Here is a 22,647-nt window from a genome sequence, read left to right on the forward strand (position 1 = left end):
ACCCTACTTGGTGATCCCCAGGGATTGCGGTGTCGCACGTTCTTTTTCCGCCTGGGCGATGCTGTCGCGCAAGAGCACGATGCTGATGCGCCGGTTTTGCGGGCTGCCCAGGTTCTTGTCGTCCAGGGGATCGGTGTCCGACCGTCCGACGACGCGTTGCACCCGCTGCGCGGGGAAGCCCTCTTCCACCAGCACCCGCCGCGAGGCCAGCGCGCGGTCGGACGAGAGTTCCCAGTTGCCGTAGCCGTTGGGGTCCGCGTATTTGGTCGAATCGGTATGGCCGGAGATCGCCACCTTCTTCGGCACGTCCTTGACCGCGGTGGCGACGAGGCCGAGCAGGCGGCGCATGTTGGGGTTCATCCGGCTGGAGCCGGAGGGGAACATCGCCGCGCCGTCCCGATCGACGATCTGGATGCGCAGGCCTTCCGGCGTGTTGTCGATCAGCAGGTTCTTCCCCAGTTCCTTGAGATCGGGCACCCCTTCGATCGCCTTGCGGATTTCGTCGGCGGTCTGCTCGAACTGCTGTTGTTCCTTCTCCGCCTGCGCCTTCTGCATCTCGTCTTCGGAGGGGGCCTGGTCCTGCTGGGATTCGCCGTTGTTGAAGGTCGGCGGCGGCAGGCCGGGATTGAAGGCGCTGGAACTGGAGTTGCTGGACAGCACGCCCTCGCCGATCACCTTGCCGCCGAGCATGCCGCCCGCGCCGCTCTTGCTGAGCGAGGCGGTGGTCGGCGCGAAATAGTCGGCGATGCCGGAGAGCTGCTGCTCGGTCATCGAGTTCAACAGCCACATCAGCAGGAAGAAAGCGAACATCGCGGTCATGAAGTCGGCGTAGGCGATCTTCCACGCGCCGCCGTGGTGGCCGTGGCCGCCCTTCTTGATGACCTTCTTGATGACCGGTTTCTTGCCGTCTTCCGCCATACTCGCCTCGACTCATCCCGATCCCGTGCGGAGAGATGCGGTGTTCCGGGAATCAGGCCGCTGCCTCGGAGCCTGCGTTGCTGATCGCTTCCTCGACTTCCTGGAAGCTGGGGCGGACGTGCGGCGGCAGGATCTTGCGGGCGAATTCCACGGAGACCTGCGGCGCGTAGCCCTGCATATGCGCCAGAATGGCGGTGCGCATGCACTTCAGGAAGTCGGTTTCGGACTCGTAGGTGACTTCCAGCGCGTGGCCGATCGGGCCGACGAAGCCGTAGGAAATCAACACGCCGGCGAAGGTGCCGACCAGCGCGCCGCCGATCAGGTGGCCGAAAACTTCCGGCGGCTCGGAGATCGAGCCCATGGTGTGGATCACGCCCAGAACCGCCGCGACGATGCCGAGCGCCGGGGTGCCGTCGGCGATGTTGGTGATCGCGCTGGAAACCTGGGTCAGTTCGTGATGGTGCGCCTCGATTTCCGCCTCGATGATGGTTTCCACCTCGTGCGCATTGTTGGTGCCGAGCGTCAGGAGGCGCAGGTAGTCGCACAGAAAGGCGAGCGCGTGGTGGTCCTTGGCGAACGTCGGATAGGCGGTGAAGATCGGGCTTTCCTCGGGCTTTTCCACGTGGCTTTCGAGCGCCAGATCGCCCTTGGTCTTGGCCAGGCGGAAGATCTGGTAGAGCATGCACAGGGTTTCGAGATAGGTCTTCTTGCTGTGCCGCGAGCCCTTGAACAGGGTGCCGAAGCTCTTGGCCGAACCGCCGATCACGCTTGCCGGATTGCCGACGAAGAAGGCGCCGATCGCCGCGCCGAAGATGATGATGAACTCTGCGGGCTGGAACAGGACGGCCAGTTCTCCGCCGACCATCAGATAGCCGCCGAGCACGCACCCGATCACCGTCACGAAACCGATAATGACGAACATATTTTTCCTCAGGCCCAGATCCTGGTGCCGACCCGCCAAGCCGGGCAACAGGTATCTTTATCGCCAACTGGCGTCGTGCAAGTCAAGGGAGTGGACAAAAAATCCCCAACTTCTCATGGAGATCGTGGCTTGTTTTATCGCGGCAAGAGGTAGCCGGGAAGTTTTTCCGCGCCGTCGTCGCGGATGCTGGCTGTGACCTGGAGAGTTCGCGCCGAAAATTTTTAGAAGCATTATACCTTTGGTGGAATACCTCAAGATGTAACCGGGTAGTCTTTATCCCGCCGCCTGGGCATTGGAGGAGAGAACCCGCGCCGGGAATCCCGCCGCGCCGAGCGCTTCCACCAGATCGGCGACGTGGTCGAAGCCCATGGTTTCCACCAGCACGTCGAGTTCGGTCATCTTCACCGAAACGTCGAGGAAGAGGCGCTGGTGGTGCACCTCGACGATGTTGGCGCCGGCCTCGCCGATCACCCGCGCCACCCCGGCGAGCGCCCCCGGCTGGTCCGGAATGCCGATGCGCAGGCGGGTGAGGCGGCCTTCCCGCGCCAGGCCGCGCATCAGGATGGTGGCGAGCAGCGCGGGGTCGATGTTGCCGCCGGAGACCACCAGAACCACCGTCTTGCCGGCGAAGCGCGCGTGGTTGGCGAGCAGTGCGGCCAGCGGTGCGGCGCCTGCGCCCTCGGCGATCTGCTTGTGGGCGGAGAACAGGATCTCGACGCCGCGCTCGATGTCGGTTTCCCTGACCGTGTAGATGTCGCGCACCAGCGCCTCGCAGATCGAGCGGGTGAGCTTGCCCGGCTTCTTCACCGCGATGCCCTCGGCCAGAGTCGCGCCGCCGATCGCGCCGCCGAAACCGGAGATCGCGCCGCTCATCCCCGCGTAGGTGTAGGCCTGCACGCCGTCCACCATCACCTGCGGCTTTTCCGCCGCGATCGCCGTGGCGATGCCGGAGATCAGGCCGCCGCCGCCGATCGGGACGATCACCGCGTCCACCTCCGGGCAGTCCTCGAGGATTTCCAGGCCGATGGTGCCCTGGCCCGCGATCACCAGCGGGTCGTCGAAGGGGTGGACCATGGTGAGGCCCTTCTCCGCGGCGAGCGCCAGGGCGAATTCCTCCGCCTCGCTGTAGCTTTCGCCGCGCTTGACCACCGCAGCGCCGAGCGCCTCGGTGCGCTGAATCTTGGTGAGCGGCGTGCCCTGCGGCATCACGATGGTCGCCGGAATGCCGAGCCTGCCCGCATGCCGGGCCACGCCTTGCGCATGGTTGCCCGCCGAGACCGCGATCACCCCGGCGCGCCGCGCTTCCGACGGCAGGCTGATCAGGCGGATCAGCGCGCCGCGCGCCTTGAACGCGCCGGTGAGTTGCAGGTTTTCGAGCTTCAGGCGCACGTCCACGCCGGTCATCTCGGAAAGCGCAGGCGCCGCGACCAGGGGGGTGCGCACCACATGGCCGCGCAACTGGCGTTGCGCCTGGCGGATCGTGTCGAGAGTGACCGGAGACTTCGTCACGTGGGGATTTCCCTTTCAGGCGGTTTCCTTCAGCCAGGCTGCGGCCTCGCAGGCGAAGTAGGTGATGATGCCGTCGGCGCCCGCGCGCTTGAACGCCGTCAGGCTCTCGAGGACGATCTTCCTGTAGTCGAAGCACCCGGCGTCGGCGGCGACGCGCAGCATCGCATATTCGCCGCTCACCTGATAGCACACCGTGGGCAGGCCGAAGGTCTCTTTGACGCGGTAGAGCACGTCGAGATACGGCATGCCGGGCTTCACCATCACCATGTCCGCGCCCTCGGCGATGTCGAGCGCGACCTCGCGCAGCGCTTCGTCGGTGTTGGCCGGGTCCATCTGATAGGTCTTCTTGTCGCCCTTGAGCGCGCCGCCGGAGCCCACCGCATCGCGGAACGGGCCGTAGAAGGCGGAGCAATACTTGGCGGAGTAGGCGAGGATGCCGACATCGAGGAAGCCGCTCTCGTCCAGCGCCGCGCGGATGGCGCGCACCCGGCCGTCCATCATGTCCGAGGGGGCCAGCACGTCGCAACCCGCCGCCGCCTGCACCAGCGCCTGGGAGACCAGGGCGGCGATGCTCTCGTCGTTGATCACGTAGCCGTCGCGCACGATGCCGTCGTGGCCGTCGCTGTTGAACGGGTCGAGCGCCACGTCGCAGATCACCCCGATTTCCGGATGCGCCGCCTTGATCGCGCGCACCGCGCGGCAGACCAGGTTGTCCGGGTTGGCGGCTTCGCGTGCATCCGGGGTCTTGAGCTTGGGGTCGATCGAGGGGAACAGGCACACCGCCGGAATCCCCAGCGCCTTGGCGCGCCCCACCGCCGCCACCGCGCCCGGAACGTCGTAACGCACCACGCCGGGCATGGTGGGAATCCCGACGCAGTCCTCGGCGCGGTCGGAGACGAACAGTGGCCAGATCAGGTCGTTGACGGAAAGGGTGTTCTCGGCGGCGATGCGTCGCAACCAGTCGTGACGCCGGTTGCGGCGCATCCGGGTGTGCGGAAACGCACCCGTGGCGGATGCTGCGGTCATGCTTTCTCCAACGCTTGCTCAAGATCGGCGAGGATGTCGTCGATGTGTTCTATGCCGATAGATAGGCGTACATACCCCTCGGAAACGCCGGTGGCAAGCTGCTCCTCCGCGGTGAGCTGGGCGTGGGTGGTGCTCGCCGGGTGGATCGCCAGGCTGCGCGCGTCGCCGATGTTGGCGACGTGGTAGAACAGCTCCAGCGCATCGATGAAGGCGCGCCCCGCCGCAAGCCCGCCCTTGAGTTCGAAGCCGAGCAGGCCGCCCATGCCGCCCTTGAGGTACTTCTCCGCGCGTGCGCGCGCCGCGCCGGTCTGCACGCTCGGGTGGATGACGCGCGCGACCTTGGGGTGCGTGAACAGGTAGGCCGCCACCTTGGCGGCGTTCTCGCAGTGGGCGCGGATGCGCAGGGGCAGGGTCTCCAGCCCCTGGATATGCAGGAAGGCGTTGAACGGCGTGGTCGCCGCGCCGGTATCGCGCAGCAGCGTGACGCGCATCTTGAGGATGTAGGCGATCGGACCCAAGGGCTTCACCGCCTCGGTCCACACCGCGCCGTGATAGCTCGGGTCCGGCTGGGTGAGCAGGGGGAAGCGCTCCGCATGCGCCGCCCAGTCGAAGTTGCCGCCGTCCACCACGATGCCGCCGATCGAGGTGCCGTGGCCGCCGATGTACTTGGTGGTGGAGTACATCACCACCGCGGCGCCGTGATCGAGCGGGCGGCAGATGATCGGCGCGGCGGTGTTGTCCACGATCAGCGGCACGCCGATCTTGCGGCCGAGCGCCGCCACCTCGGCGATGGGGAACACCTGGAGCTTCGGGTTGGGCAGGGTTTCGGCATACCAGGCGCGGGTCTTCGCATCGGTGGCGCGGGCGAACGCCTCCGGATCCGCCGGATCGACGAAACGCGCCTCGATGCCCATCTGCTTCATGGTATGGGAAAACAGGTTCCAGGTGCCGCCGTAGAGGTCGGTGGAGGTGACGAAGTTGTCGCCCGCCTGGCAGATATTGAGAATCGCGTAGGTGGAGGCCGCCTGGCCCGACGCCACGGCCAACGCCGCGACGCCGCCCTCCAGCGCCGTGATGCGCTGCTCCAGCGCATCGTGGGTGGGGTTCATCAGGCGGGTGTAGATGTTGCCCAATTCCTTGAGCGCGAAGAGGTCGGCGGCGTGCTGCGCGCCGTCGAACTGGTACGAAGCGGTCTGGTAGATCGGCACGGCCACCGAATTGGTCGCCGGGTCCTTGCGGAAGCCGCCGTGCAGGGCGATGGTCTCGGGATGGAGGCTGGTCATTGGCGCGGCTCCTTGGTTGCGGACGTCCGTCGATATGGGCATGGAAGCCCGGCAACGTCAAGATAAACCATATATCTAAAGTAGATATATAAATTATACATTTATATATCGTTTAATAATCCCGGTTCAGCGCACGCGGCGGATTACGCTATAGTGCGGCAGGGAGCTACCGCGTCAGGAAAGGCATTGCCATGCTCGGCGATACTGCGACACCCGCCATCGAACGGCGCGGCCGTTTGGGCACCGTCACCCTGCGGCGCAAGGCGGCGATGAACGCCCTGACCCACGCGGACGCCCTCGCCATCCACCAGGCCCTCGACGACTGGGAGGCCGACGCCGAAACCGACGCGGTGCTGATCTGCGCCGCGCCGGGGCGCACCTTCTGCGCCGGGGTGGACACCCGCATGGTCTATGCGGCGCGGCTGGCCGGCGAAACCGACGCCAACCTGCGCCTCTTCGCCGCCTGCTACCGCCTGACCCGGCGGCTTGCGGCGTTCCGCAAGCCGCTGGTGCGCCTGATCGACGGCACCGCGGCGGCGGCGGGCTCCGGGCTCGCGCTGCTCGGCGGCATCGGCGTGGTCGGCGAGAACCTGCGCCTGCTGGTGCCCGGCTGCGGTTTCGGCTGGTTCCCCGACGGCGGAATCAACTTCGTGCTGTCGCGTCTGCCGGACGGCATGGGGGAATATCTGGCGCTCACCGGCGCGGCGATCGGCGCCGCCGACGCGGTGGACCTCGGCCTTGCCACGGCGCACGTGCCGTCCACCCGCTTCGCCGCGTTGCGCGCCGCGCTGGAAGGGGCGGAGAGGCTTCCCCCCGCTGCGGTGCGCGCCATCGTCGAGGCGCATCGCGGCGTGCCGCCGGAAGGGCTGATGCGGGCGCACGCCGGGATCATCGGCCGCATCTTCAGCGAACCGACGGTGGAAGGCATCGCGCAGGCCCTGGCGGCGGAGACCGGCGACTTTGCGGCGACCGCGCGCGAGCTGATGGCGCGGCGCTGCCCGACCTCGCTGTGCGTGGCGCTCGCCGCGCTGCGCCGCGCCCGCAACGCCGGGCTCGAAGCGGCGCTGGAGACGGATTACCGCATCGCCGCGCGCTTCGTGCGGCGATGCGATGTCTACGAGGGCATCCGCGCCGCCTTCGAGGACCGGGACGGCGCGCCGGTGTGGCTCCCCGGCAGCGTCGAGAGCGTGCACCAGGACATCATCGACGCCTGTTTCGCGTCCTTGCCGGAAGAACGGGAAGATGCCGGAAGTTCTGTTTGAATTCGTCCAGGTGGGCAATGCGGTGAAGGTGAGCGCCATCGATTCGGCCTCGGGCGTCGAGGTGTCGATCGTCGGCAGCGCGAGTCTCAGCCGCTATACTTTGCAGCAGGCCGCTCTCAGGAAATTGCAGTACGTGCTCAAGAAACGGCAGAAGGCTAGATGAACGGAACGGCGGCGTCACAAGGCGCCGCCGCCGTTCCGACCGTCTGGAAATGACTGCCCAAAATCATGTGGAGGTCACGTCCGCCAAGCTCTGCACGGTCTCTCCGCCGCTTCTGATAGGGCCTGCCGGAACTTGATCTCTCAACCCTTCGTCTTGCGCCCCAGGCCTATCTTCTTCGCAAAGGCGGAGCGCTGCGAAGCATAGTTGGGAGCCACGATGGGATAATCGGCCGGAAGGCCCCATTTCGACTTGTATTCGTCTGGGGTCATGCCGTAGTTCGTGCGCAGGTGACGCTTGAGCATTTTCAGCTTCTTCCCGTCCTCCAGGCAGATCAAATAATCCGCGGTGACGGATTTCTTGATCGGCACGGCGGGTTTAGGCGCTTCTTCCCGCATTTCCGCCGCCCCCCCGCTAAGGGAATCGAGAGCGCCGAATACGGAACGGATGACCTCGGTGATTTGCGCGGACGGGAGCGGATTATTGCTTACGTATGCCGAAACAATGTCGACCGCCATCTTCATCACGTCGTCTTTCTGAGGCTTTTCATTGGACGTGCCGGACATGGTTCTTGAACTCCACAACGTTTGAATGGGCGACGCGAAAAAATGTCATCCTTCCGAATAGGTGTCAATTGTATTTGAGTGGGTTCTGAATATTCATTCCATAAAGAGCACTTAGTAGGAAAATATTACCGCCTGAACAGACCGGGCCGTGCGCTGGTATGAGACCTCTCGTTTGCCATAGAAACTTAAACGGGAGGGCAATTGGTTGTCCGCCGCACGTTGATTGTGCACGAATATAAAGTGCGTCCTCGCGGAAATCGCCCATAGATTGTATAAACCCATGTTGTTTACGCCTAAATGGAGGAGGCGCTCAGCCAATGCGAGAATAGTTGCAGGTATTATCGCGATGTCGCGTCTTTTTTCCGGGTTCTCTGGCAATCAGACACAACATATGGTATTTCAAATGCGGTTTCCCGATTTGTCTTCGACAAGAGATCGGGATTTTGGCGTTTTCGCGCGGGACGCCGCGCAAGGGAGTGCGGGAAGGTGGCGGAAGGGGTGCTCGATGCGGGAGTCGTCGCCATCGCCGGCGATCACGGCGGCGTTGCGCTGAAGGACGTGCTGAAGGCGGCTTTGGAGGCGGACGGACGCACCGTTCTCGACCTCGGCACCGAGGGCACGGCCTCCGTCGATTATCCGGTCTTCGCCGCCCGCATGGCCGAGGCTCTGGCCAAGGGCGAGGCCGCCTGCGGCGTCCTGATCTGCGGCACCGGCATCGGCATTTCCATCGCCGCCAACCGCTTTGCCCACGTGCGTGCCGCCCTGGTGCACGACGCCTTCGGCGCCCGGCTCTGCCGCCAGCACAACGACGCCAACGTCATCGCCTTCGGCGGGCGGACGATCGGCGAGGAGGTGGCGAAGGATTGCCTGCGCGTGTTCCTCTCCACGCCCTTCGAGGGCGGCCGCCACGAACGGCGAGTCGCGATGATGGGGCCGAGGTGACTTCCGGCGGATGCCGCCGCGACTGTATCTTCAAGAAAGGTTCAACGGATGCTTCCAACCGACGCTTTTTTCTCCGCTTCCCTGGCCGAAACCGACCCCGACCTCACCGCCGCGCTGACCCGTGAACTGGGACGGCAGCGGGGGCAGATCGAACTGATCGCCTCGGAAAACATCGTCTCGCGCGCGGTGCTGGAGGCGCAGGGGTCGGTGCTGACCAACAAGTATGCGGAAGGCTACGTGGCGAAGCGTTACTACGGCGGCTGCGAATTCGTCGATGTCGCCGAGCAGCTCGCCATCGACCGCGCCAAGGCGCTGTTCGGCGCGCAGTTCGCCAACGTGCAGCCGCACTCCGGCGCGCAGGCCAACTTCGCGGTGCTGCTCGCCACGGTGAAGCCGGGCGACACCATCATGGGTCTCTCCCTGGACGCCGGCGGCCACCTCACCCACGGCGCGCCGCCCGCGGTCTCCGGCAAGTGGTTCGACGCGGTGCAGTACGGCGTGCGCCCCGACGACCAGCGCATCGACATGGACGCGGTGGCGAAGCTCGCCCGCGAACACAAGCCGAAGCTGATCATCACCGGCGGTTCCGCCTATCCGCGGGTGATCGATTTCGCCGCCTTCCGCGCCATCGCCGACGAGGTGGGGGCGGTGTTCATGGTGGACATGGCGCACTTCGCCGGGCTGGTCGCCGCGGGCGTGCACCCCAACCCGATGGAATACGCCCACGTCGTCACCACCACCACCCACAAGACCCTGCGCGGCCCGCGCGGCGGCATGATCCTCACCAACGACGCGGACCTCGCCAAGAAGATCAACTCCGCGATCTTCCCCGGCTCGCAGGGCGGGCCGCTGATGCACGTCATCGCCGCCAAGGCGGTGGCCTTCGGCGAGGCGCTGACCCCGGCCTTCCGCGACTACGGCAAGCAGGTGGTGGACAACGCCAAGGCGCTGGGCACGGTGCTCAAGGCGCGCGGCCTCGACCTCGTCTCCGGCGGCACCGACACCCACCTGATGCTGGTGGACCTGCGGCCGATGAAGCTGACCGGCAACGTCGCCGAGAAGGCGCTGGAGCGCGCCGGCATCACCTGCAACAAGAACGGCATTCCCTTCGACCCCGAGAAGCCCACCGTCACCTCCGGCATCCGTCTGGGGACCCCGGCGGCGACGACGCGCGGCTTCGGCGTTGCGGAATTCCAGCTGGTCGGCAACCTGATTTGCGACGTCCTCGAGGTTCTGCACCAGAACCCGGACGGCGATTCGATGGTCGAGGCGCGGGTGCACGGCGAGGTGGAAGCCCTGCTCGCCCGTTTCCCGATCTATCCCGATCTGTCCTACGGCGGATAGGCGGGCCGCAACCAGGAGGGGGTTACATGCGCTGTCCGTTTTGCGGAAACGAGGATACCCAGGTCAAGGACTCGCGGCCGACGGAGGACAATTCGGCGATTCGCCGCCGCCGCTCGTGCCCGAACTGCAACTCGCGCTTCACCACCTTCGAGCGGGTGCAGATCCGCGAGATGATCGTGGTCAAGAAGGACGGCCGCCGCACCCCCTTCGACCGCGACAAGCTCGCCCGTTCGATCCAGGTGGCGGTGCGCAAGCGCGCGGTGGACCAGGAGCGCATCGAGCGCCTGGTCACCGCGATCCAGCGCCGTCTGGAATCCTCCGGCGAGACCGAGATCTCCTCCGAGCACATCGGCGAGATGGTCATGGAGGCGCTGCTGGCGCTCGACCCCGTGGCCTATATCCGATTCGCATCCGTCTACAAGAACTTCCGTGAAGTCACAGACTTCGAGGAGCTTGTTGGGAAAATCGGTGAGCAAGATCACCCCTTCGGAAACTGACCGCCGGTTCATCCGCCACGCCCTTGCCCTGGCGCGGCGCGGCCTCGGCCGGGTGTGGCCGAACCCGGCGGTCGGCTGCGTCCTGGTCAAGGAGGACGCGGTGATCGCCGTCGGCTGGACCCGGCCCGGCGGACGTCCGCATGCCGAGCGCGTGGCGCTCGACGCGGCGGGCGATGCGGCGCGCGGCGCGACCGCCTATGTCTCCCTCGAACCCTGTAGCCACCACGGCAAGACGCCGCCCTGCGCCGATGCTCTGGTCGCCGCCGGCGTCGCGCGCGTCGTCGCCGCCTGCACCGACCCGGACCCCCGGGTCTCCGGCCGCGGGCTGGCGCGTTTGCGCGACGCCGGGGTGGCGGTGACCGAGGGCGTGCTGGCGGAGGAGGCGCGGGACCTCAACGCCGGATTCTTCAGCCGGATTACGCGCAACCGCCCGTGGGTGCGGATGAAGGTGGCCTCCACGCTCGACGGCCGCATCGCCACCGCCGCGGGCGAGAGCAAGTGGATCACCGGCGCGCGGGCGCGCGCCGAGGGGCACCGCCTGCGCGCCGAGGCCGATGCGGTGCTGACCGGGGCGGGAACCCTGGCCGCCGACGACCCGCTGTTGACCGCGCGCCTGCCGGGGTTCGCCGCGCGCCAGCCGGTGCGCATCGTCCTGGAAGGGCGCGCGCCGGTTTCCGCCGCCGCGCGGCTGTGGAAGACCGCCGCCGATTCCCCGGTGTGGCTGGTCTCGGCGCGCCGCGACGCGGAGCGCGACGCGCGCCTCGCCGCGCTCGGGGTGCGCTGCCTGACGGCGGCGGCGGGCGCGGACGGCAGGCCGGATATCGCCGCGGTGCTGGAGATGCTGGCCGGGGAGGGGCTGACGCGCCTGCTGCTGGAAGCCGGGGCGCGGCTCAATGCGGCCTTCCTCGCCGCCGACGCGGTGGATGCGGTCTCGTGGTTCCGCGCGCCCGCGCTGATCGGCGGCGACGGCATGCCCGGAATCGCGCCCTTCGGCCTCGGCCCCCTGGCGGAGATGCCGCGCTTCCGCCTGGTGCGCCGCTTGCCCCTGGACGGCGATGCGCTTGAGGACTATCAACGGGAAACTTGAAAATGACGGGAGTACACTGATGTTTACCGGAATCGTCACCGACATGGGCACGGTGCGCGCCATCGCCAGGGACGGCGACACGCGCTTCGAGATTCAGACCCATTACGACATGAAAACGGTGGACATCGGCGCCTCCATCTCCCATTCGGGCGTCTGCCTGACGGTGATCGAAACCGGCCCCGGCTGGTTCGCGGTGCAGGCCTCCGCCGAGACCCTCTCCAAGAGCACCCTCGCCGGGTGGCAGGTCGGCGTCCGGATCAACCTGGAGCGCGCCCTCAAGGTGGGCGACGAACTCGGCGGCCACATCGTCTCCGGCCATGTGGACGGGGTGGGCGAGGTGGTCTCGGTGCGCGACGACGGCGAGTCCAAGCGTTTCGTCTTCCGCGTGCCCGCGGCGCTCAAGAACTTCATGGCTCCCAAGGGCTCGGTGGCGGTGGACGGCGTGTCGCTGACCGTCAACGAGGTGGAGGGCGACACCTTCGGCGTCAACATCATCCCCCACACCCAGCAGGTGACGCTGTTCGGCGGGTATGCGCCGGGCACCAAGGTCAACCTGGAAATCGATATGCTCGCCCGCTATGTCGCGCGGCTGCTGGAACGGGAGTAGGTCGGTATGGCGGCGTCCCCCCTGGTCCCGATCGAAGAGATCATCGCCGAGGCCGAGGCCGGGCGGATGTTCATCCTGGTCGATGACGAAAACCGAGAGAACGAAGGCGACCTGGTGATCCCCGCGCAGTGCTGCGGCGCGAAGGAGGTCAACTTCATGGCGCGCTTCGGCCGCGGGCTGATCTGCCTGGCGCTCGACCGCACGCGGGTGGAGGTTCTCGGCCTGCCGCTGATGGCGGCGCGCAACCGCTCGCGCCACGCCACCGCCTTCACCGTCAGCATCGAGGCCGCCGAGGGCGTCACCACCGGCATCTCCGCCGCCGACCGCGCGCGCACCATCGCCGCGGCGATCGACCAGCGGCGCGGCGCGGACGCCATCGTCACCCCGGGCCACGTCTTCCCGCTGCTCGCCCGCGACGGCGGCGTGCTGGTGCGCGCCGGGCACACCGAGGCCTCGGTGGACATCGCGCGGCTCGCCGGGCGGCACCCCTCCGCGGTGATCTGCGAGATCATGAACGACGACGGCAGCATGGCGCGCCTGCCCGACCTCGTTCCCTTCGCCGAGCAGCACGGCCTCAAGATCGGCCAGATCAAGGACCTCATCGCCTACCGCCGCCGCACCGAGCGCCTCGTCGCGCTGCGCGCCGAAACCACCCTGGACTCGGAATTCGGCGGTTCCTGGAAGGTGCGGGTCTATGTGGATTCCCAAAGCGACGGCGAGCACGTGGCGCTGATCAAGGGCGACATCTCGGGCGGCGCGCCGCCGCTGGTGCGGATGCACGCCATCGACGTGTTCGAGGACATCCTCGGCGACACCCGGCGCGGCCACCAGGGCGTGCTGGGGCGCTCGATGCGCCAGATCGCGGAGTTCGGCCGCGGCGTCGTGGTGCTGTTGCGCAACACCTCGCCGACCTCGTGGAGCAGCACCGCCGCCGCCCGCGCCTCGGGGCAGGGCGGTTCGCATCTGCGCGACTATGGCATCGGCGCCCAGATTCTGCTGGACCTGGGCATCCGCGACATGATTCTGTTGTCGATTACGCACAAGACCATTATTGGTTTGGACGGATACGGACTCCACATCGTGGAGGAACGCGCCGTCCAGAATGGGCGGCGGCAAGACTGAGCCGGTTTCCTTCGGAGGATACGCACGATGAGCGGTGGACCGCGCCTTTTGATCGTCGAGGCCCGATTCTACGACGAAATCACCGACGAGCTGGTGCGCGGCGCGGTCGAGGCGCTGACCCGGCACGGCGCGGGCTACAAGCGTATCATCGTGCCCGGCATCCTGGAAATCCCCTCGGTGATCCGCTATGCGGTGCGCGCCATGGAACTGCGCGCCACCGACTTCCGCTTCGCCGGATACGTGGCGCTGGGCTGCGCGATCAAGGGCGAGACCGACCACTACGAGCACGTCTGCCACCAGGCGATGACCGGCGTGCGCGAGATGGCGCTGCAGTATTCCCTGGCCATCGGCAACGGCATCCTGACCTGCCCCACCGAGGCGCTGGCGCTTTCCCGCGCCCGCATGACCGAGGGCAACCATGGCGGCCGCGCCGCCGAAGCCGCCTTGCGCATGATCGCCGTGAAAAAGGAACTCGGCCTCTGACCCGGAGGCCCCGTCAACCCGAGGAACCACACACCAGATGAGCGGCCCCAAGCAAGAGGTCTACAGCCGACGTTCACGTTTGAGCGCGGCGCGGTTGTGCGCGGTCCAGGCCCTGTACCTGACCGAGTTCACCGACCGCCCCCTCACCGATGTCCTGTCGGACTTCCTGAACGAACGCCTGGGCGGCAGCGCCTTGCAGGAAGACGGCGAGAAGGAGAACCCGACCCCCCTGGTGCCGCCGGACCCCACGGTGTTCACCGCGCTGGTGCGCGGCACCGTGGACGCCAAGGCGGAACTCGACGCCACGATCAACGCCTCGCTGGACGGCGAGCGCACCACCGCACGGCTGGAGGCGATTCTCACCTCGATCCTGCGCGTCGGGGTGTTCGAGATGACCCACTGTCCGGATGTGCCGCCCAAGGTGGTGATCTCCGAATACGTGGATATCGCGCACGCCTTCTTCGGCGGGCCGGAGCCCAAGCTGGTCAACGCGGTGCTCGACCGCGTCGCCAAGGCGGTGCGCGCCGACGAGCTCTCCCCTGGGGGCGCCTGAGGCGGGGAGGGTGATGCCATGAGCCCGCCGTGGGACGAGTTCGGCCTCATCGCCACCTGCTTCCGGCCGCTTTCGCGGGCCGAGGCCGGGGCCTTCGGCCTGACCGACGACGCCGCGGTGCTCGCCCCCGCGCCCGGCTGCGAATGGGTGGTCACCGCCGACGCCCTGGTCGCCGGGGTGCATTTCTTCCCCGACGATCCGCCCGAGGAGATCGCCAAGAAGGCGCTTCGGGTCAACCTCTCCGACCTTGCGGCGATGGGGGCGAAGCCGCGCTGCGTGTTCCTCACCTGCGCCCTGCCCAAATCCCTCGACCGCGCCTGGCTCGACGCCTTCGCCCAGGGCCTCGGCGAAGACTTGCGCCTGTTCGGCGCGGCGCTCGCGGGCGGCGACGTGGTCGCGACGCCGGGGCCGCTGACCCTGTCCATCACCGCCATCGGCGAGGCCATGGGCGGCCGCGTGCTGCGCCGCAACGGCGTGCGCGCGGGCGACCTGGTGGCGGTCACCGGCACCATCGGCGACGCCGCCCTCGGCCTTGCGATGCAGCAGCAGGGCGCGCCGGATGCGCTTTCCGGGGCGGACCGCGCCTATCTGCTGGAGCGCTACCGCCGCCCGCAGCCGCGCCTCGCCGCGGGGCGCATCCTCAACGGCACGGCGCACGCGGCGCTCGACGTGTCCGACGGCCTGCTCGGCGACCTGCGCCACCTCGCGGAAACCTCCGCCGTGGACATCGTCATCGACGCCTCGCGGACGCCGCTTTCCGAGGCGGCGCGGCACTGGCTCGCACTGGCCCCGAACGACCGGGAGATCATCCTCACCGGCGGCGACGATTACGAGCTCGCCTTCTCCTGCGCGCCGGAGGACTACGCCGCGCTCGCCGCGCGCCTCGACACCGCGGGCGTCCCGGTCGCCGCGATCGGCCGCGCCGAGGCCGGGGAGGGGCGTCTCTACCGCGCCGAAAGCGGCGCGCGCGTTGCGGTCGAGGGCCGTGGCGGCCATACTCATGGGGGAACGCAGAAAGGAGACGCGCGGTGAAACGCATCCTGATTCTGCTGGTCCTCGTGCTGCTTCTCGGCGGCGGAGCCGCCGCCGGGGCGTATTTCTTCATGCCCGCTCTGCTCGGACTGAAGCACGAGCAGGCCGCCGCGCCGCCGCCGCCGGAAAAGCCGGTCTCGGTGAAACCGGTCACGGTGCGCATGACCACCCTCGACGTGCCGGTGGTGATCGACGGCGCGATCGACCGCCAGGTGCACTTCACCGTGGTTCTGGTGGTCTCGCCCGAAACCCTGGCCAAGGTGCAGGCGGACCTGCCGCGTCTGCGCAACGCCATCATCCAGTTCTGCTACGCCGCCTTCCCCAAGCAGTATGCCGAACACCATCGCATGGACCTGCCGCGCCTCAAGGCCTCGCTTTCCCAAATCGCCGAGCGGGTGCTCGGCCCCGGCAGGGTGAAGGACGTGCTGCTGCAGTCCTACCTCGAAATGTAAGACGCCGCGGATTTCTCTGTTTTCCGGTTTCGGTTTGCGCGAAATTCGGGCAATATCTTGCCGCTTTTCAGGGGTGAGGGCCGGGGAGGCCTCCGCCTTGCTTCAAGGTGCATTGTCGCTGGGCGGGCATTCCCGGTCCCCGACACTGGCCTTTTGTCCGTTTCGGGAGAAATTCTTTATGGTCGCTCTGTACATCTTCGTCATCCTGTGCGGCATCGGCGCGCTCGCCTACGGCGCGTGGGCGATCCGCTCCATCCTCGACGCAGAGGCTGGAAACGAAAGGATGCAGGACATCGCCGCCGCGATTCAGGAGGGCGCATCGGCCTACCTGAACCGGCAATACACCACCATCGCCGGCGTCGGAGTCGTCGTCGGCGTGTTGCTCGGCATCATCCTCGGCTTCCACGTCGCGGTCGGCTTCTTCATCGGCGCGCTGCTTTCCGGCATCGCGGGCTACATCGGCATGAACGTGTCGGTGCGCGCCAACGTGCGCACCGCCGATGCGGCGCGCACCGGCGGCCTGGCCCCGGCGCTCGACGTCGCCTTCAAGTCCGGCGCGGTCACCGGCATGCTGGTGGTCGGCCTCGGGCTGCTCGGCGTCACCATCTACTACCTGATCCTGCGCGGCGCTTTCGATGCGGCGGACCCGGCGCAGCTGCGCCAGATCATGGAAGCCCTGGTGGCGCTGTCCTTCGGCGCGTCGCTGATCTCCATCTTCGCGCGGCTGGGCGGCGGCATCTTCACCAAGGGCGCCGACGTCGGCGCCGACCTGGTGGGCAAGGTGGAAGCGGGCATTCCGGAAGACGATCCGCGCAACCCGGCGGTGATCGCCGACAACGTCGGCGACAACGTCGGCGACTGCGCGGGCATGGCCGCCGACCTGTTCGAGACCTATGCGGTGACCGTGGTCGCCACCATGCTGCTCGCCTCGATCTTCTTCGCGCCGGAATTCCTCACCAAGATGATGGCGCTGCCGCTCTTGATCGGCGGCGTGTGCATCGCCGCCTCGATCGCGGGCACCTTCTTCGTCAAGCTCGGCTCCTCCAACAATATCATGAACGCCCTCTACAAGGGCTTCTTCGCCTCCGCCGGGATCTCCGGCGTGCTGGTGATCCTCTCCATCGTCGCGCTGTTCGGCGGCTTCACCACCCGCCTGATGCTGAAGTCCGGCGAAGTGATCACCTCCGGCGGACTGGTGCTGTGCGCGATCATCGGCCTCATCGTCACCGGACTGATCGTCTGGATCTCCGAATACTACACCGGCACCGGCCACCGCCCGGTGACCAGCATCGCCAAGGCCTCGGAAACCGGCCACGGCACCAACGTCATCCAGGGCCTCGCCGTTTCCATGGAAGCCCCGGCGATTCCGGTGATCGTGATCTGCGCGGGCATCATCTCCACCTACATGCTGGCGGGCATCTACGGTATCGCCATCGCGGCGACCACGATGCTGGCGCTGACCGGCATCGTGGTGGCGCTCGACGCCTACGGCCCGGTGACCGACAACGCGGGCGGCATCGCCGAAATGGCGGACCTGCCGGAGGACGTGCGCGTCACCACCGATGCGCTGGACGCCGTGGGCAACACCACCAAGGCGGTGACCAAGGGCTATGCCATCGGCTCCGCCGGACTCGCCGCGCTGGTGCTGTTCTCGGCCTACGTCGCCGACCTGCAGCACTACTTCCCCGGCCTGTCGGTGAAGTTCGAACTGCAGAACCCCTTCGTCGTCGTCGGCCTGTTCCTCGGCGGCCTGCTGCCGTACCTGTTCGGCTCCATGGGGATGATGGCGGTCGGCCGCGCCGCCGGTTCGGTGGTGCAGGAAGTGCGCCGCCAGTTCAAGGAAATCCCCGGCATCATGGAAGGCACCGCGAAGCCGGACTACAGCCGCGCCGTGGACATGCTGACCAAGGCCGCGATCAAGGAGATGCTCATCCCCTCGATGCTGCCGGTGTTCGCGCCGGTGGTGCTGCTGTTCGTCATCTGGCCGATCGCGGGTCTCTCCTCCGCGCTCACCGCGCTCGGCGCGATGCTGCTCGGCACCATCGTCACCGGCCTGTTCGTCGCCCTGTCGATGACCTCCGGCGGCGGCGCCTGGGATAACGCCAAGAAGTACATCGAGGACGGCCACTTCGGCGGCAAGGGCTCCGACGCCCACAAGGCCGCGGTGACCGGCGATACCGTCGGCGACCCCTACAAGGACACCGCCGGCCCGGCGATCAACCCGATGATCAAGATCATCAACATCGTCGCGCTGCTGCTTCTGGCGATGATCGCCTGAGGCGAAGCGCCGCAACGAAAACGCCCCCGCGGAGACCCGGGGGCGTTTTTCATCGGGCGGGGAGGAGGACTTACAGCCCGCCGCCCGACGCCTTCTTGGTTTCCGGCGCGTTGAAGCGCCCGATGTTGCCGACCATCTGTTCGACGATGGTCATGTTGTGGCCCGAGGTCGGAGTCTTTTTCTGCGACATCGCCACGTCCTGCCCGTCTTCCTTGCTCTTCTTGACGATGGTCTTCACCACGCCCTGGTCGTCGAAGGCGATGGCGAGGACGGCGCGCTCCGTCTCATCCGGCGCGAAGAACGCCTCGCTCTCCTGCGTGCCGCTGATGTAGTACCAGATCTCCGGCCCGTAGAGCGAACGGCTGGACGGCGAGCCGAGAAGCTCCTGCACCTGGGAGCGGGTCTGCTGCCCCGGTTTGATCTTCGCGATGTCTTCGGCCAGGGGTTTGTTGCCCAGCATCGCGACGTGCGGCCCGCAGCCCGAAAGGGCGGCGCCCAGCGCCAGGACCGCCACGGCCGCAAGCAGGCGGGTTTTCGGCGTGTACGTGTTCATGTTGCGTCGTCTCCCTCCGCGTCGTACGCCCTATATAGAACAGGATGCACACGGACGGAAGTCCGCTGATGCGCGTGACCGCAGGGGAGAGACGGGAGTGAGGTTTTTGCGTAAGATTCCGCGCGCCGCGCCCGCAGCCCCCGCGCTGGCCGCGGTGACGGGCGCGGCGCGGCAGCCCGCGCTCTATGGCGCCTGCGGCGTGCCCGACACCCTGGACGGGCGCTTCGACATGGTGTGCCTGCACGGTTTCCTGGCGATGCGGCGTTTGAAGGCGATCGGCAGCGACGAGTCGGCGGCGTTCTCCCAGGCGCTGTTCGACGCCCTCTTCGCCGATATGGACGCGGCGCTGCGCCAGATCGGCGTCAGCGACCTGCGCATCGGCAGGGAGGTGAAGAAGCTGGCCAAGGCGTTTCTCGGCCGGGTGACCGCCTACGACGCGGCGCTTTCCCGCGGCGACGCGGTGGAACTGCGCGAGGCGTTGATGCGCAACGTCTGCCGCGGCTGCGACGGCGGGGTGGATGTGGACGCTCTGGCGCGCTATACGAAAGCCGCCGCCGCGGTGCTGGCGGCGCATCCCGACGACCGCGTGCTGGCCGGGGACTTCTCCTTCCCGGACCCCGCATGCGCCTATGATTTGGATTAAGAGAATGCCGAAACAGACGGAAATAGATGAAGAATTTTCGCGTATCGTTTCGGTGCGCAAAATCCCCGCCGCGGGCCTCGAGGTGACCCTGACCGCCACCCCGGAGGAGTGCGCGGCTCTGGCCGAACGTCTGGGGATTCTCGCCTGCGAGACGCTCTCGGCGGAATTGCGCCTCACCGCCGCGGACTCCGACGGCCGCCGCGTGAAGGCGGAGGGGCGGTTGGCCGCGCGCGCCGTGCAGGCCTGCGTGGTCAGCCTGGAGCCGGTGGCGCAGGAGATCGACGAGGAGATTTCCCTGCTGTTCCTCGACGAGTCCCTGATCGTCCGCGAGGAGACGCAGGTGTTCGTCGATGCCGACCCGGACGACGACGTGCCGTTCCCGATCGTGGACGGCAGCCTCGACGCGGGCGCGGCGGTGGCGGAGTGCCTGGCCCTCGTGCTCGACCCTTATCCGCGCAAGGCGGGGGCCGGACTGCCGCCGGAACCGCCGGAGGCCGCGGAAACCGGGGGGGAGGCGCGCCGCAACCCCTTCGCCGCGCTGGCCGCATTGCGCGGAGCGGGGGACGCCGAAGCGGATGGTAACGAAACGTGATGCGTATAGGGCTTGCCCTTCCGCCGGATTTCGTCTAATTAATCCGGCCTTCTATGGAACCCTTTAAGAACGAAAAGTGAGACAGCCATGGCCGTTCCAAAGAAAAAGACGTCCAAGTCGAAGCGCGACATGCGTCGCTCGCATCACGCGCTGAAGGCTTCGGCCTACGTCGAATGCCCGAATTGCGGGGAGCTGAAGCGCCCGCATCATGTGTGCGCCTCCTGCGGCCAGTACGATGGCCGTGAGGTGGTGACCCAGGTCGCCTGAAGATTTCCCGCTGGGATAATCCATGAGGACGGGTGCAGTGTCGAAATCCATCACGCTTGCGCTGGATGGAATGGGAGGCGATGACGCCCCGGACATCGTCCTGGACGGCATCGCCCTTGCGCGCAAGCGCCACCCCGACGTGCGCTACATCCTCTTCGGCGACGAAGCCATTCTGGAACCGCTTCTCGAAAAGCGCTACAGGGGGCTTCGCAATCTCATCACCGTCGTCCATACGCCGGACGTCGTGACCAATAACGATAAGCCGTCCGTCGCTTTGCGAAATGGACGCAATTCCAGCATGGCCAAAGCCATCAAGGCCGTTAAGGACGGACAGGCCGATGGCGTGATTTCGGCGGGTAACACCGGCGCACTGATGGCCATGTCGAAGTTGACCTTGAGAACTTTGCCCGGAATCGACCGGCCGGCTATCGCCGCGTTGATGCCGACACAGCGAGGGGAAAGCGTTGTTCTCGACCTCGGTGCCAACACCGAGTGCAACGCCAACAACCTGGTTGAATTCGCCCTCATGGGGACTTTGTTCGCGCGCAGCCTGTTGGACCTGGACATGCCGACGGTTGGCCTTCTCAATATCGGAGAAGAAGAACAAAAGGGGCGCAACGAGGTTAAGGAAGCGGCTTCAATCCTGCGGGAAAACGCAGGTCTGGTGAATTTCGCCGGATTCGTCGAAGGCGACGACATCGGCATCGGCACCGTCGATGTGGTGGTGACCGACGGATTCACCGGCAACGTCGCCTTGAAGACCATGGAGGGAACGGCAAAAGTGATGAGCCGCTTCCTCAAAGAGGCCTTCAAGAGCTCCATCCTCGCGCAGATCGGCTATCTTCTGGCCCGCCCGGCGATGAACCGGGTGCGCCACCGCACGGATCCCCGCCGTTACAACGGTGCAATGTTCCTCGGCCTTAACGGAATTGTCGTCAAAAGCCATGGCGGCACCGATGGATTGGGTTTTGCCAACGCCATCGGGGTCGCCGTCGATATGGTTCGACACGGCTTCAACGAGCGCATCAACGATGAACTCAAGAAGCTGCATTCCCAATCCGTTACGGCTGAGGTGCAGGCTATATGAAAATCATCCGTTCGCGCATCGCGGGCGTCGGGGCCTATCTGCCCGAACGCATTCTCACCAATGACGACCTGGCGAAGATCGTCGATACCACCGACGCGTGGATCGTCGAGCGCAGCGGCATCCGCCGCCGCCACATCGCGGCCGAGGGGGAACTGACCTCCGACCTCGCCACCGCCGCGGCGCGCCAAGCGATGGAAGCCGCGGGCGTGACCGCCGACGAGATCGACCTCATCATCCTCGGCACCACCACGCCGGACGACACCTTTCCCGCCTCCGCCGCCAAGGTGCAGGCCAACCTCGGGGTTCCCGGCGGCTTCGCCTTCGACGTGCAGGCGGTGTGCTCGGGCTTCCTCTATGCGCTCTCCACGGCGGACAAGTTCATCCGTGCGGGCGAGGTGAAGACCGCTCTGGTGATCGGCGCGGAGACCTTCTCGCGCATTCTCGACTGGAACGACCGCGAGACCTGTGTGCTGTTCGGCGACGGCGCGGGCGCGGTGGTTCTGCGCGCGGCGGAAGGCGAGGGGACGATCGCGGACACCGGCATCCTGTCCACCCACCTGCATTCCGACGGGCGCTTCCGCGATCTGCTTTACGTGACCGGCGGGCCGTCGCGCAGCCCGTCCGTGGGCGTGGTGCGCATGGAAGGCAAGGAAGTGTTCCGCCATGCGGTGGCCAAGCTCGCCGCCGCGGTGGACGAGGCGCTTTCCGCCAACGGCATCACCGCCGACGACCTCGACTGGGTGGTGCCGCACCAGGCGAACCGCCGCATCCTCGCCAGCACCGCGAAAAAGGCGGGACTCCGCGAGGATCGCATCGTGGTGACGCTCGATATGCACGCCAACACCTCCGCCGCCTCGATCCCTCTGGCGCTCGACGCGGCGGTGAAGGACGGGCGGATCCGCCCCGGCCACCTCATTCTGATCGAGGCGATGGGCGGCGGATTCACCTGGGGATCTGCGCTGATCCGGATGTAATCCAGCGGGATCAATACCCTGGGGGAAACCCCGGAATCGCACGAAACCGGCCCTTCGCGGGCCGGTTTTTTTATCGCGTTTGCGGTTTGAAAAGCATGGCCTGGCCACCATTTTGATATTGCGGCATTTTTTCACGGTTGATATGGTTTTCCTTCGTGGCATGCAGTGGAGGCTCGCATGAGTGAGCAAACGGTTACCCGCGCACACCTGAGCGAAGCGGTCTATCAGGAGGTCGGTCTATCGCGCAACGAGTCCGCCGATCTGCTGGAAATGGTTCTCGACGAAGTCTCCTCCGCTCTGGCGAAGGGCGACGTGGTCAAGATTTCCTCGTTCGGCAGTTTCTCCGTGCGCAGCAAGGGCGAACGCATCGGCCGCAACCCCAAGACCGGCGAGGAAGTGCCGATTCTTCCGCGCAAGGTCCTGGTGTTCCGGCCCTCCCAATTGCTGAAGGCGCGGATCAACGAAGGCGCCTGATTCGTCCTTGCGAA

General features: G+C 66.8%; 26 protein-coding genes. 19 read left to right on the forward strand and 7 right to left on the reverse strand.

Features of this window, described 5'->3' with window-relative positions; translation table 11 throughout:
• Positions 1–3 precede the first annotated feature (3 nt).
• From motB to O7R11_RS00630, 5 genes are all read right to left on the reverse strand, one after another.
• Positions 4–918 carry a flagellar motor protein MotB gene (motB, locus tag O7R11_RS00610; protein WP_337995534.1) on the reverse strand — a complete coding sequence of 305 codons (915 nt, stop codon included), beginning with the start codon at positions 916–918 and terminating at the stop codon, positions 4–6.
• Between the two features lie 52 nt (positions 919–970).
• Positions 971–1,840 carry a flagellar motor stator protein MotA gene (motA, locus tag O7R11_RS00615; RefSeq protein ID WP_337995535.1) on the reverse strand — a complete coding sequence of 290 codons (870 nt, stop codon included), beginning with the start codon at positions 1,838–1,840 and terminating at the stop codon, positions 971–973.
• Between the two features lie 273 nt (positions 1,841–2,113).
• A complete protein-coding gene (locus tag O7R11_RS00620) occupies positions 2,114–3,349 on the reverse strand; it encodes a threonine ammonia-lyase (protein WP_337995536.1) in 1,236 nt (411 codons plus the stop codon).
• Positions 3,350–3,364: 15 nt separating this feature from the next.
• The gene (hemB, locus tag O7R11_RS00625; protein WP_337995537.1) at positions 3,365–4,375 is read right to left on the reverse strand and encodes a porphobilinogen synthase; all 1,011 of its coding nucleotides are present in this window, start codon (positions 4,373–4,375) and stop codon (positions 3,365–3,367) included.
• Positions 4,372–5,658, reverse strand: a complete 1,287-nt coding sequence (locus tag O7R11_RS00630) for an O-acetylhomoserine aminocarboxypropyltransferase/cysteine synthase family protein (protein WP_337995538.1) — start codon at positions 5,656–5,658, stop codon at positions 4,372–4,374. The genes hemB and O7R11_RS00630 overlap by 4 nt, the downstream gene beginning before the upstream one ends.
• 191 nt (positions 5,659–5,849) lie before the next feature.
• On the opposite strand from O7R11_RS00630, the gene O7R11_RS00635 reads away from it, so the two are divergent.
• Complete coding sequence (locus O7R11_RS00635; protein WP_337995539.1) at positions 5,850–6,920, forward strand: enoyl-CoA hydratase/isomerase family protein; 1,071 nt, start codon at positions 5,850–5,852, stop codon at positions 6,918–6,920.
• Positions 6,901–7,083 carry a DUF6898 family protein gene (locus O7R11_RS00640; RefSeq protein WP_337995540.1) on the forward strand — a complete coding sequence of 61 codons (183 nt, stop codon included), beginning with the start codon at positions 6,901–6,903 and terminating at the stop codon, positions 7,081–7,083. The genes O7R11_RS00635 and O7R11_RS00640 overlap by 20 nt, the downstream gene beginning before the upstream one ends.
• A 140-nt stretch (positions 7,084–7,223) precedes the next feature.
• Here O7R11_RS00640 and O7R11_RS00645 read toward each other — a convergent pair whose 3' ends face one another.
• Entirely contained in the window at positions 7,224–7,646 is a 423-nt protein-coding gene (locus tag O7R11_RS00645; protein ID WP_337995541.1) for a Ros/MucR family transcriptional regulator, read from the reverse strand.
• Between the two features lie 486 nt (positions 7,647–8,132).
• Here O7R11_RS00645 and rpiB point away from each other — a divergent pair, with 486 nt between their 5' ends.
• From rpiB to O7R11_RS00700, 11 genes are all read left to right on the forward strand, one after another.
• Positions 8,133–8,588, forward strand: a complete 456-nt coding sequence (gene rpiB, locus O7R11_RS00650) for a ribose 5-phosphate isomerase B (RefSeq protein WP_337995542.1) — start codon at positions 8,133–8,135, stop codon at positions 8,586–8,588.
• Between the two features lie 48 nt (positions 8,589–8,636).
• Positions 8,637–9,932, forward strand: coding sequence for a serine hydroxymethyltransferase (gene glyA, locus O7R11_RS00655; RefSeq protein ID WP_337995543.1), 1,296 nt, complete (start codon positions 8,637–8,639; stop codon positions 9,930–9,932).
• A 26-nt stretch (positions 9,933–9,958) separates the two neighbouring features.
• On the forward strand, positions 9,959–10,429 hold the full coding sequence (nrdR, locus tag O7R11_RS00660; RefSeq protein WP_337995544.1) for a transcriptional regulator NrdR: 471 nt from the start codon (positions 9,959–9,961) through the stop codon (positions 10,427–10,429).
• Positions 10,401–11,516: a bifunctional diaminohydroxyphosphoribosylaminopyrimidine deaminase/5-amino-6-(5-phosphoribosylamino)uracil reductase RibD gene (gene ribD, locus O7R11_RS00665; protein WP_337995545.1), complete on the forward strand. Its 1,116-nt coding sequence runs from the start codon at positions 10,401–10,403 to the stop codon at positions 11,514–11,516. Before nrdR ends, ribD begins: the two co-directional genes overlap by 29 nt.
• Positions 11,517–11,535: 19 nt before the next feature.
• Positions 11,536–12,123: a riboflavin synthase gene (locus O7R11_RS00670; protein ID WP_337995546.1), complete on the forward strand. Its 588-nt coding sequence runs from the start codon at positions 11,536–11,538 to the stop codon at positions 12,121–12,123.
• A 6-nt stretch (positions 12,124–12,129) separates the two neighbouring features.
• Entirely contained in the window at positions 12,130–13,245 is a 1,116-nt protein-coding gene (ribB, locus tag O7R11_RS00675; RefSeq protein ID WP_337995547.1) for a 3,4-dihydroxy-2-butanone-4-phosphate synthase, read from the forward strand.
• Between the two features lie 27 nt (positions 13,246–13,272).
• Positions 13,273–13,728, forward strand: a complete 456-nt coding sequence (gene ribH / locus O7R11_RS00680) for a 6,7-dimethyl-8-ribityllumazine synthase (protein WP_337995548.1) — start codon at positions 13,273–13,275, stop codon at positions 13,726–13,728.
• Between the two features lie 37 nt (positions 13,729–13,765).
• A complete protein-coding gene (gene nusB / locus O7R11_RS00685; protein ID WP_337995549.1) occupies positions 13,766–14,281 on the forward strand; it encodes a transcription antitermination factor NusB in 516 nt (171 codons plus the stop codon).
• Positions 14,282–14,299: 18 nt separating this feature from the next.
• Positions 14,300–15,313 carry a thiamine-phosphate kinase gene (thiL, locus tag O7R11_RS00690; RefSeq protein WP_337995550.1) on the forward strand — a complete coding sequence of 338 codons (1,014 nt, stop codon included), beginning with the start codon at positions 14,300–14,302 and terminating at the stop codon, positions 15,311–15,313.
• On the forward strand, positions 15,310–15,765 hold the full coding sequence (locus O7R11_RS00695; protein ID WP_337995551.1) for a hypothetical protein: 456 nt from the start codon (positions 15,310–15,312) through the stop codon (positions 15,763–15,765). The genes thiL and O7R11_RS00695 overlap by 4 nt, the downstream gene beginning before the upstream one ends.
• 178 nt (positions 15,766–15,943) lie before the next feature.
• Positions 15,944–18,043 carry a sodium-translocating pyrophosphatase gene (locus O7R11_RS00700; protein ID WP_337995552.1) on the forward strand — a complete coding sequence of 700 codons (2,100 nt, stop codon included), beginning with the start codon at positions 15,944–15,946 and terminating at the stop codon, positions 18,041–18,043.
• A 70-nt stretch (positions 18,044–18,113) separates the two neighbouring features.
• Here the strand turns inward: O7R11_RS00700 and O7R11_RS00705 are convergent, their stop codons facing one another.
• Entirely contained in the window at positions 18,114–18,596 is a 483-nt protein-coding gene (locus tag O7R11_RS00705) for an outer membrane protein assembly factor BamE (protein WP_337995553.1), read from the reverse strand.
• Positions 18,597–18,702: 106 nt separating this feature from the next.
• On the opposite strand from O7R11_RS00705, the gene O7R11_RS00710 reads away from it, so the two are divergent.
• From O7R11_RS00710 to O7R11_RS00735, 6 genes are all read left to right on the forward strand, one after another.
• The gene (locus O7R11_RS00710) at positions 18,703–19,239 is read left to right on the forward strand and encodes a ubiquinol-cytochrome C chaperone family protein (RefSeq protein ID WP_337995554.1); all 537 of its coding nucleotides are present in this window, start codon (positions 18,703–18,705) and stop codon (positions 19,237–19,239) included.
• Between the two features lie 4 nt (positions 19,240–19,243).
• Positions 19,244–19,831 carry a YceD family protein gene (locus O7R11_RS00715; RefSeq protein ID WP_337995555.1) on the forward strand — a complete coding sequence of 196 codons (588 nt, stop codon included), beginning with the start codon at positions 19,244–19,246 and terminating at the stop codon, positions 19,829–19,831.
• An 87-nt stretch (positions 19,832–19,918) separates the two neighbouring features.
• Positions 19,919–20,098 (forward strand): 50S ribosomal protein L32, encoded by a 180-nt coding sequence (gene rpmF, locus O7R11_RS00720; RefSeq protein ID WP_337995556.1) that lies wholly within the window; start codon positions 19,919–19,921, stop codon positions 20,096–20,098.
• Positions 20,099–20,135: 37 nt separating this feature from the next.
• Positions 20,136–21,185 carry a phosphate acyltransferase PlsX gene (gene plsX / locus O7R11_RS00725; protein ID WP_337995557.1) on the forward strand — a complete coding sequence of 350 codons (1,050 nt, stop codon included), beginning with the start codon at positions 20,136–20,138 and terminating at the stop codon, positions 21,183–21,185.
• The gene (locus O7R11_RS00730; protein ID WP_337995558.1) at positions 21,182–22,159 is read left to right on the forward strand and encodes a beta-ketoacyl-ACP synthase III; all 978 of its coding nucleotides are present in this window, start codon (positions 21,182–21,184) and stop codon (positions 22,157–22,159) included. The genes plsX and O7R11_RS00730 overlap by 4 nt, the downstream gene beginning before the upstream one ends.
• A gap of 177 nt (positions 22,160–22,336) precedes the next feature.
• Entirely contained in the window at positions 22,337–22,633 is a 297-nt protein-coding gene (locus O7R11_RS00735) for an integration host factor subunit alpha (RefSeq protein ID WP_337995559.1), read from the forward strand.
• Positions 22,634–22,647 lie beyond the last annotated feature (14 nt).

It is taken from the genome of Oleispirillum naphthae (assembly GCA_027864655.1).
In the GTDB taxonomy this organism is placed as follows: domain Bacteria; phylum Pseudomonadota; class Alphaproteobacteria; order Rhodospirillales; family Rhodospirillaceae; genus Oleispirillum; species Oleispirillum naphthae.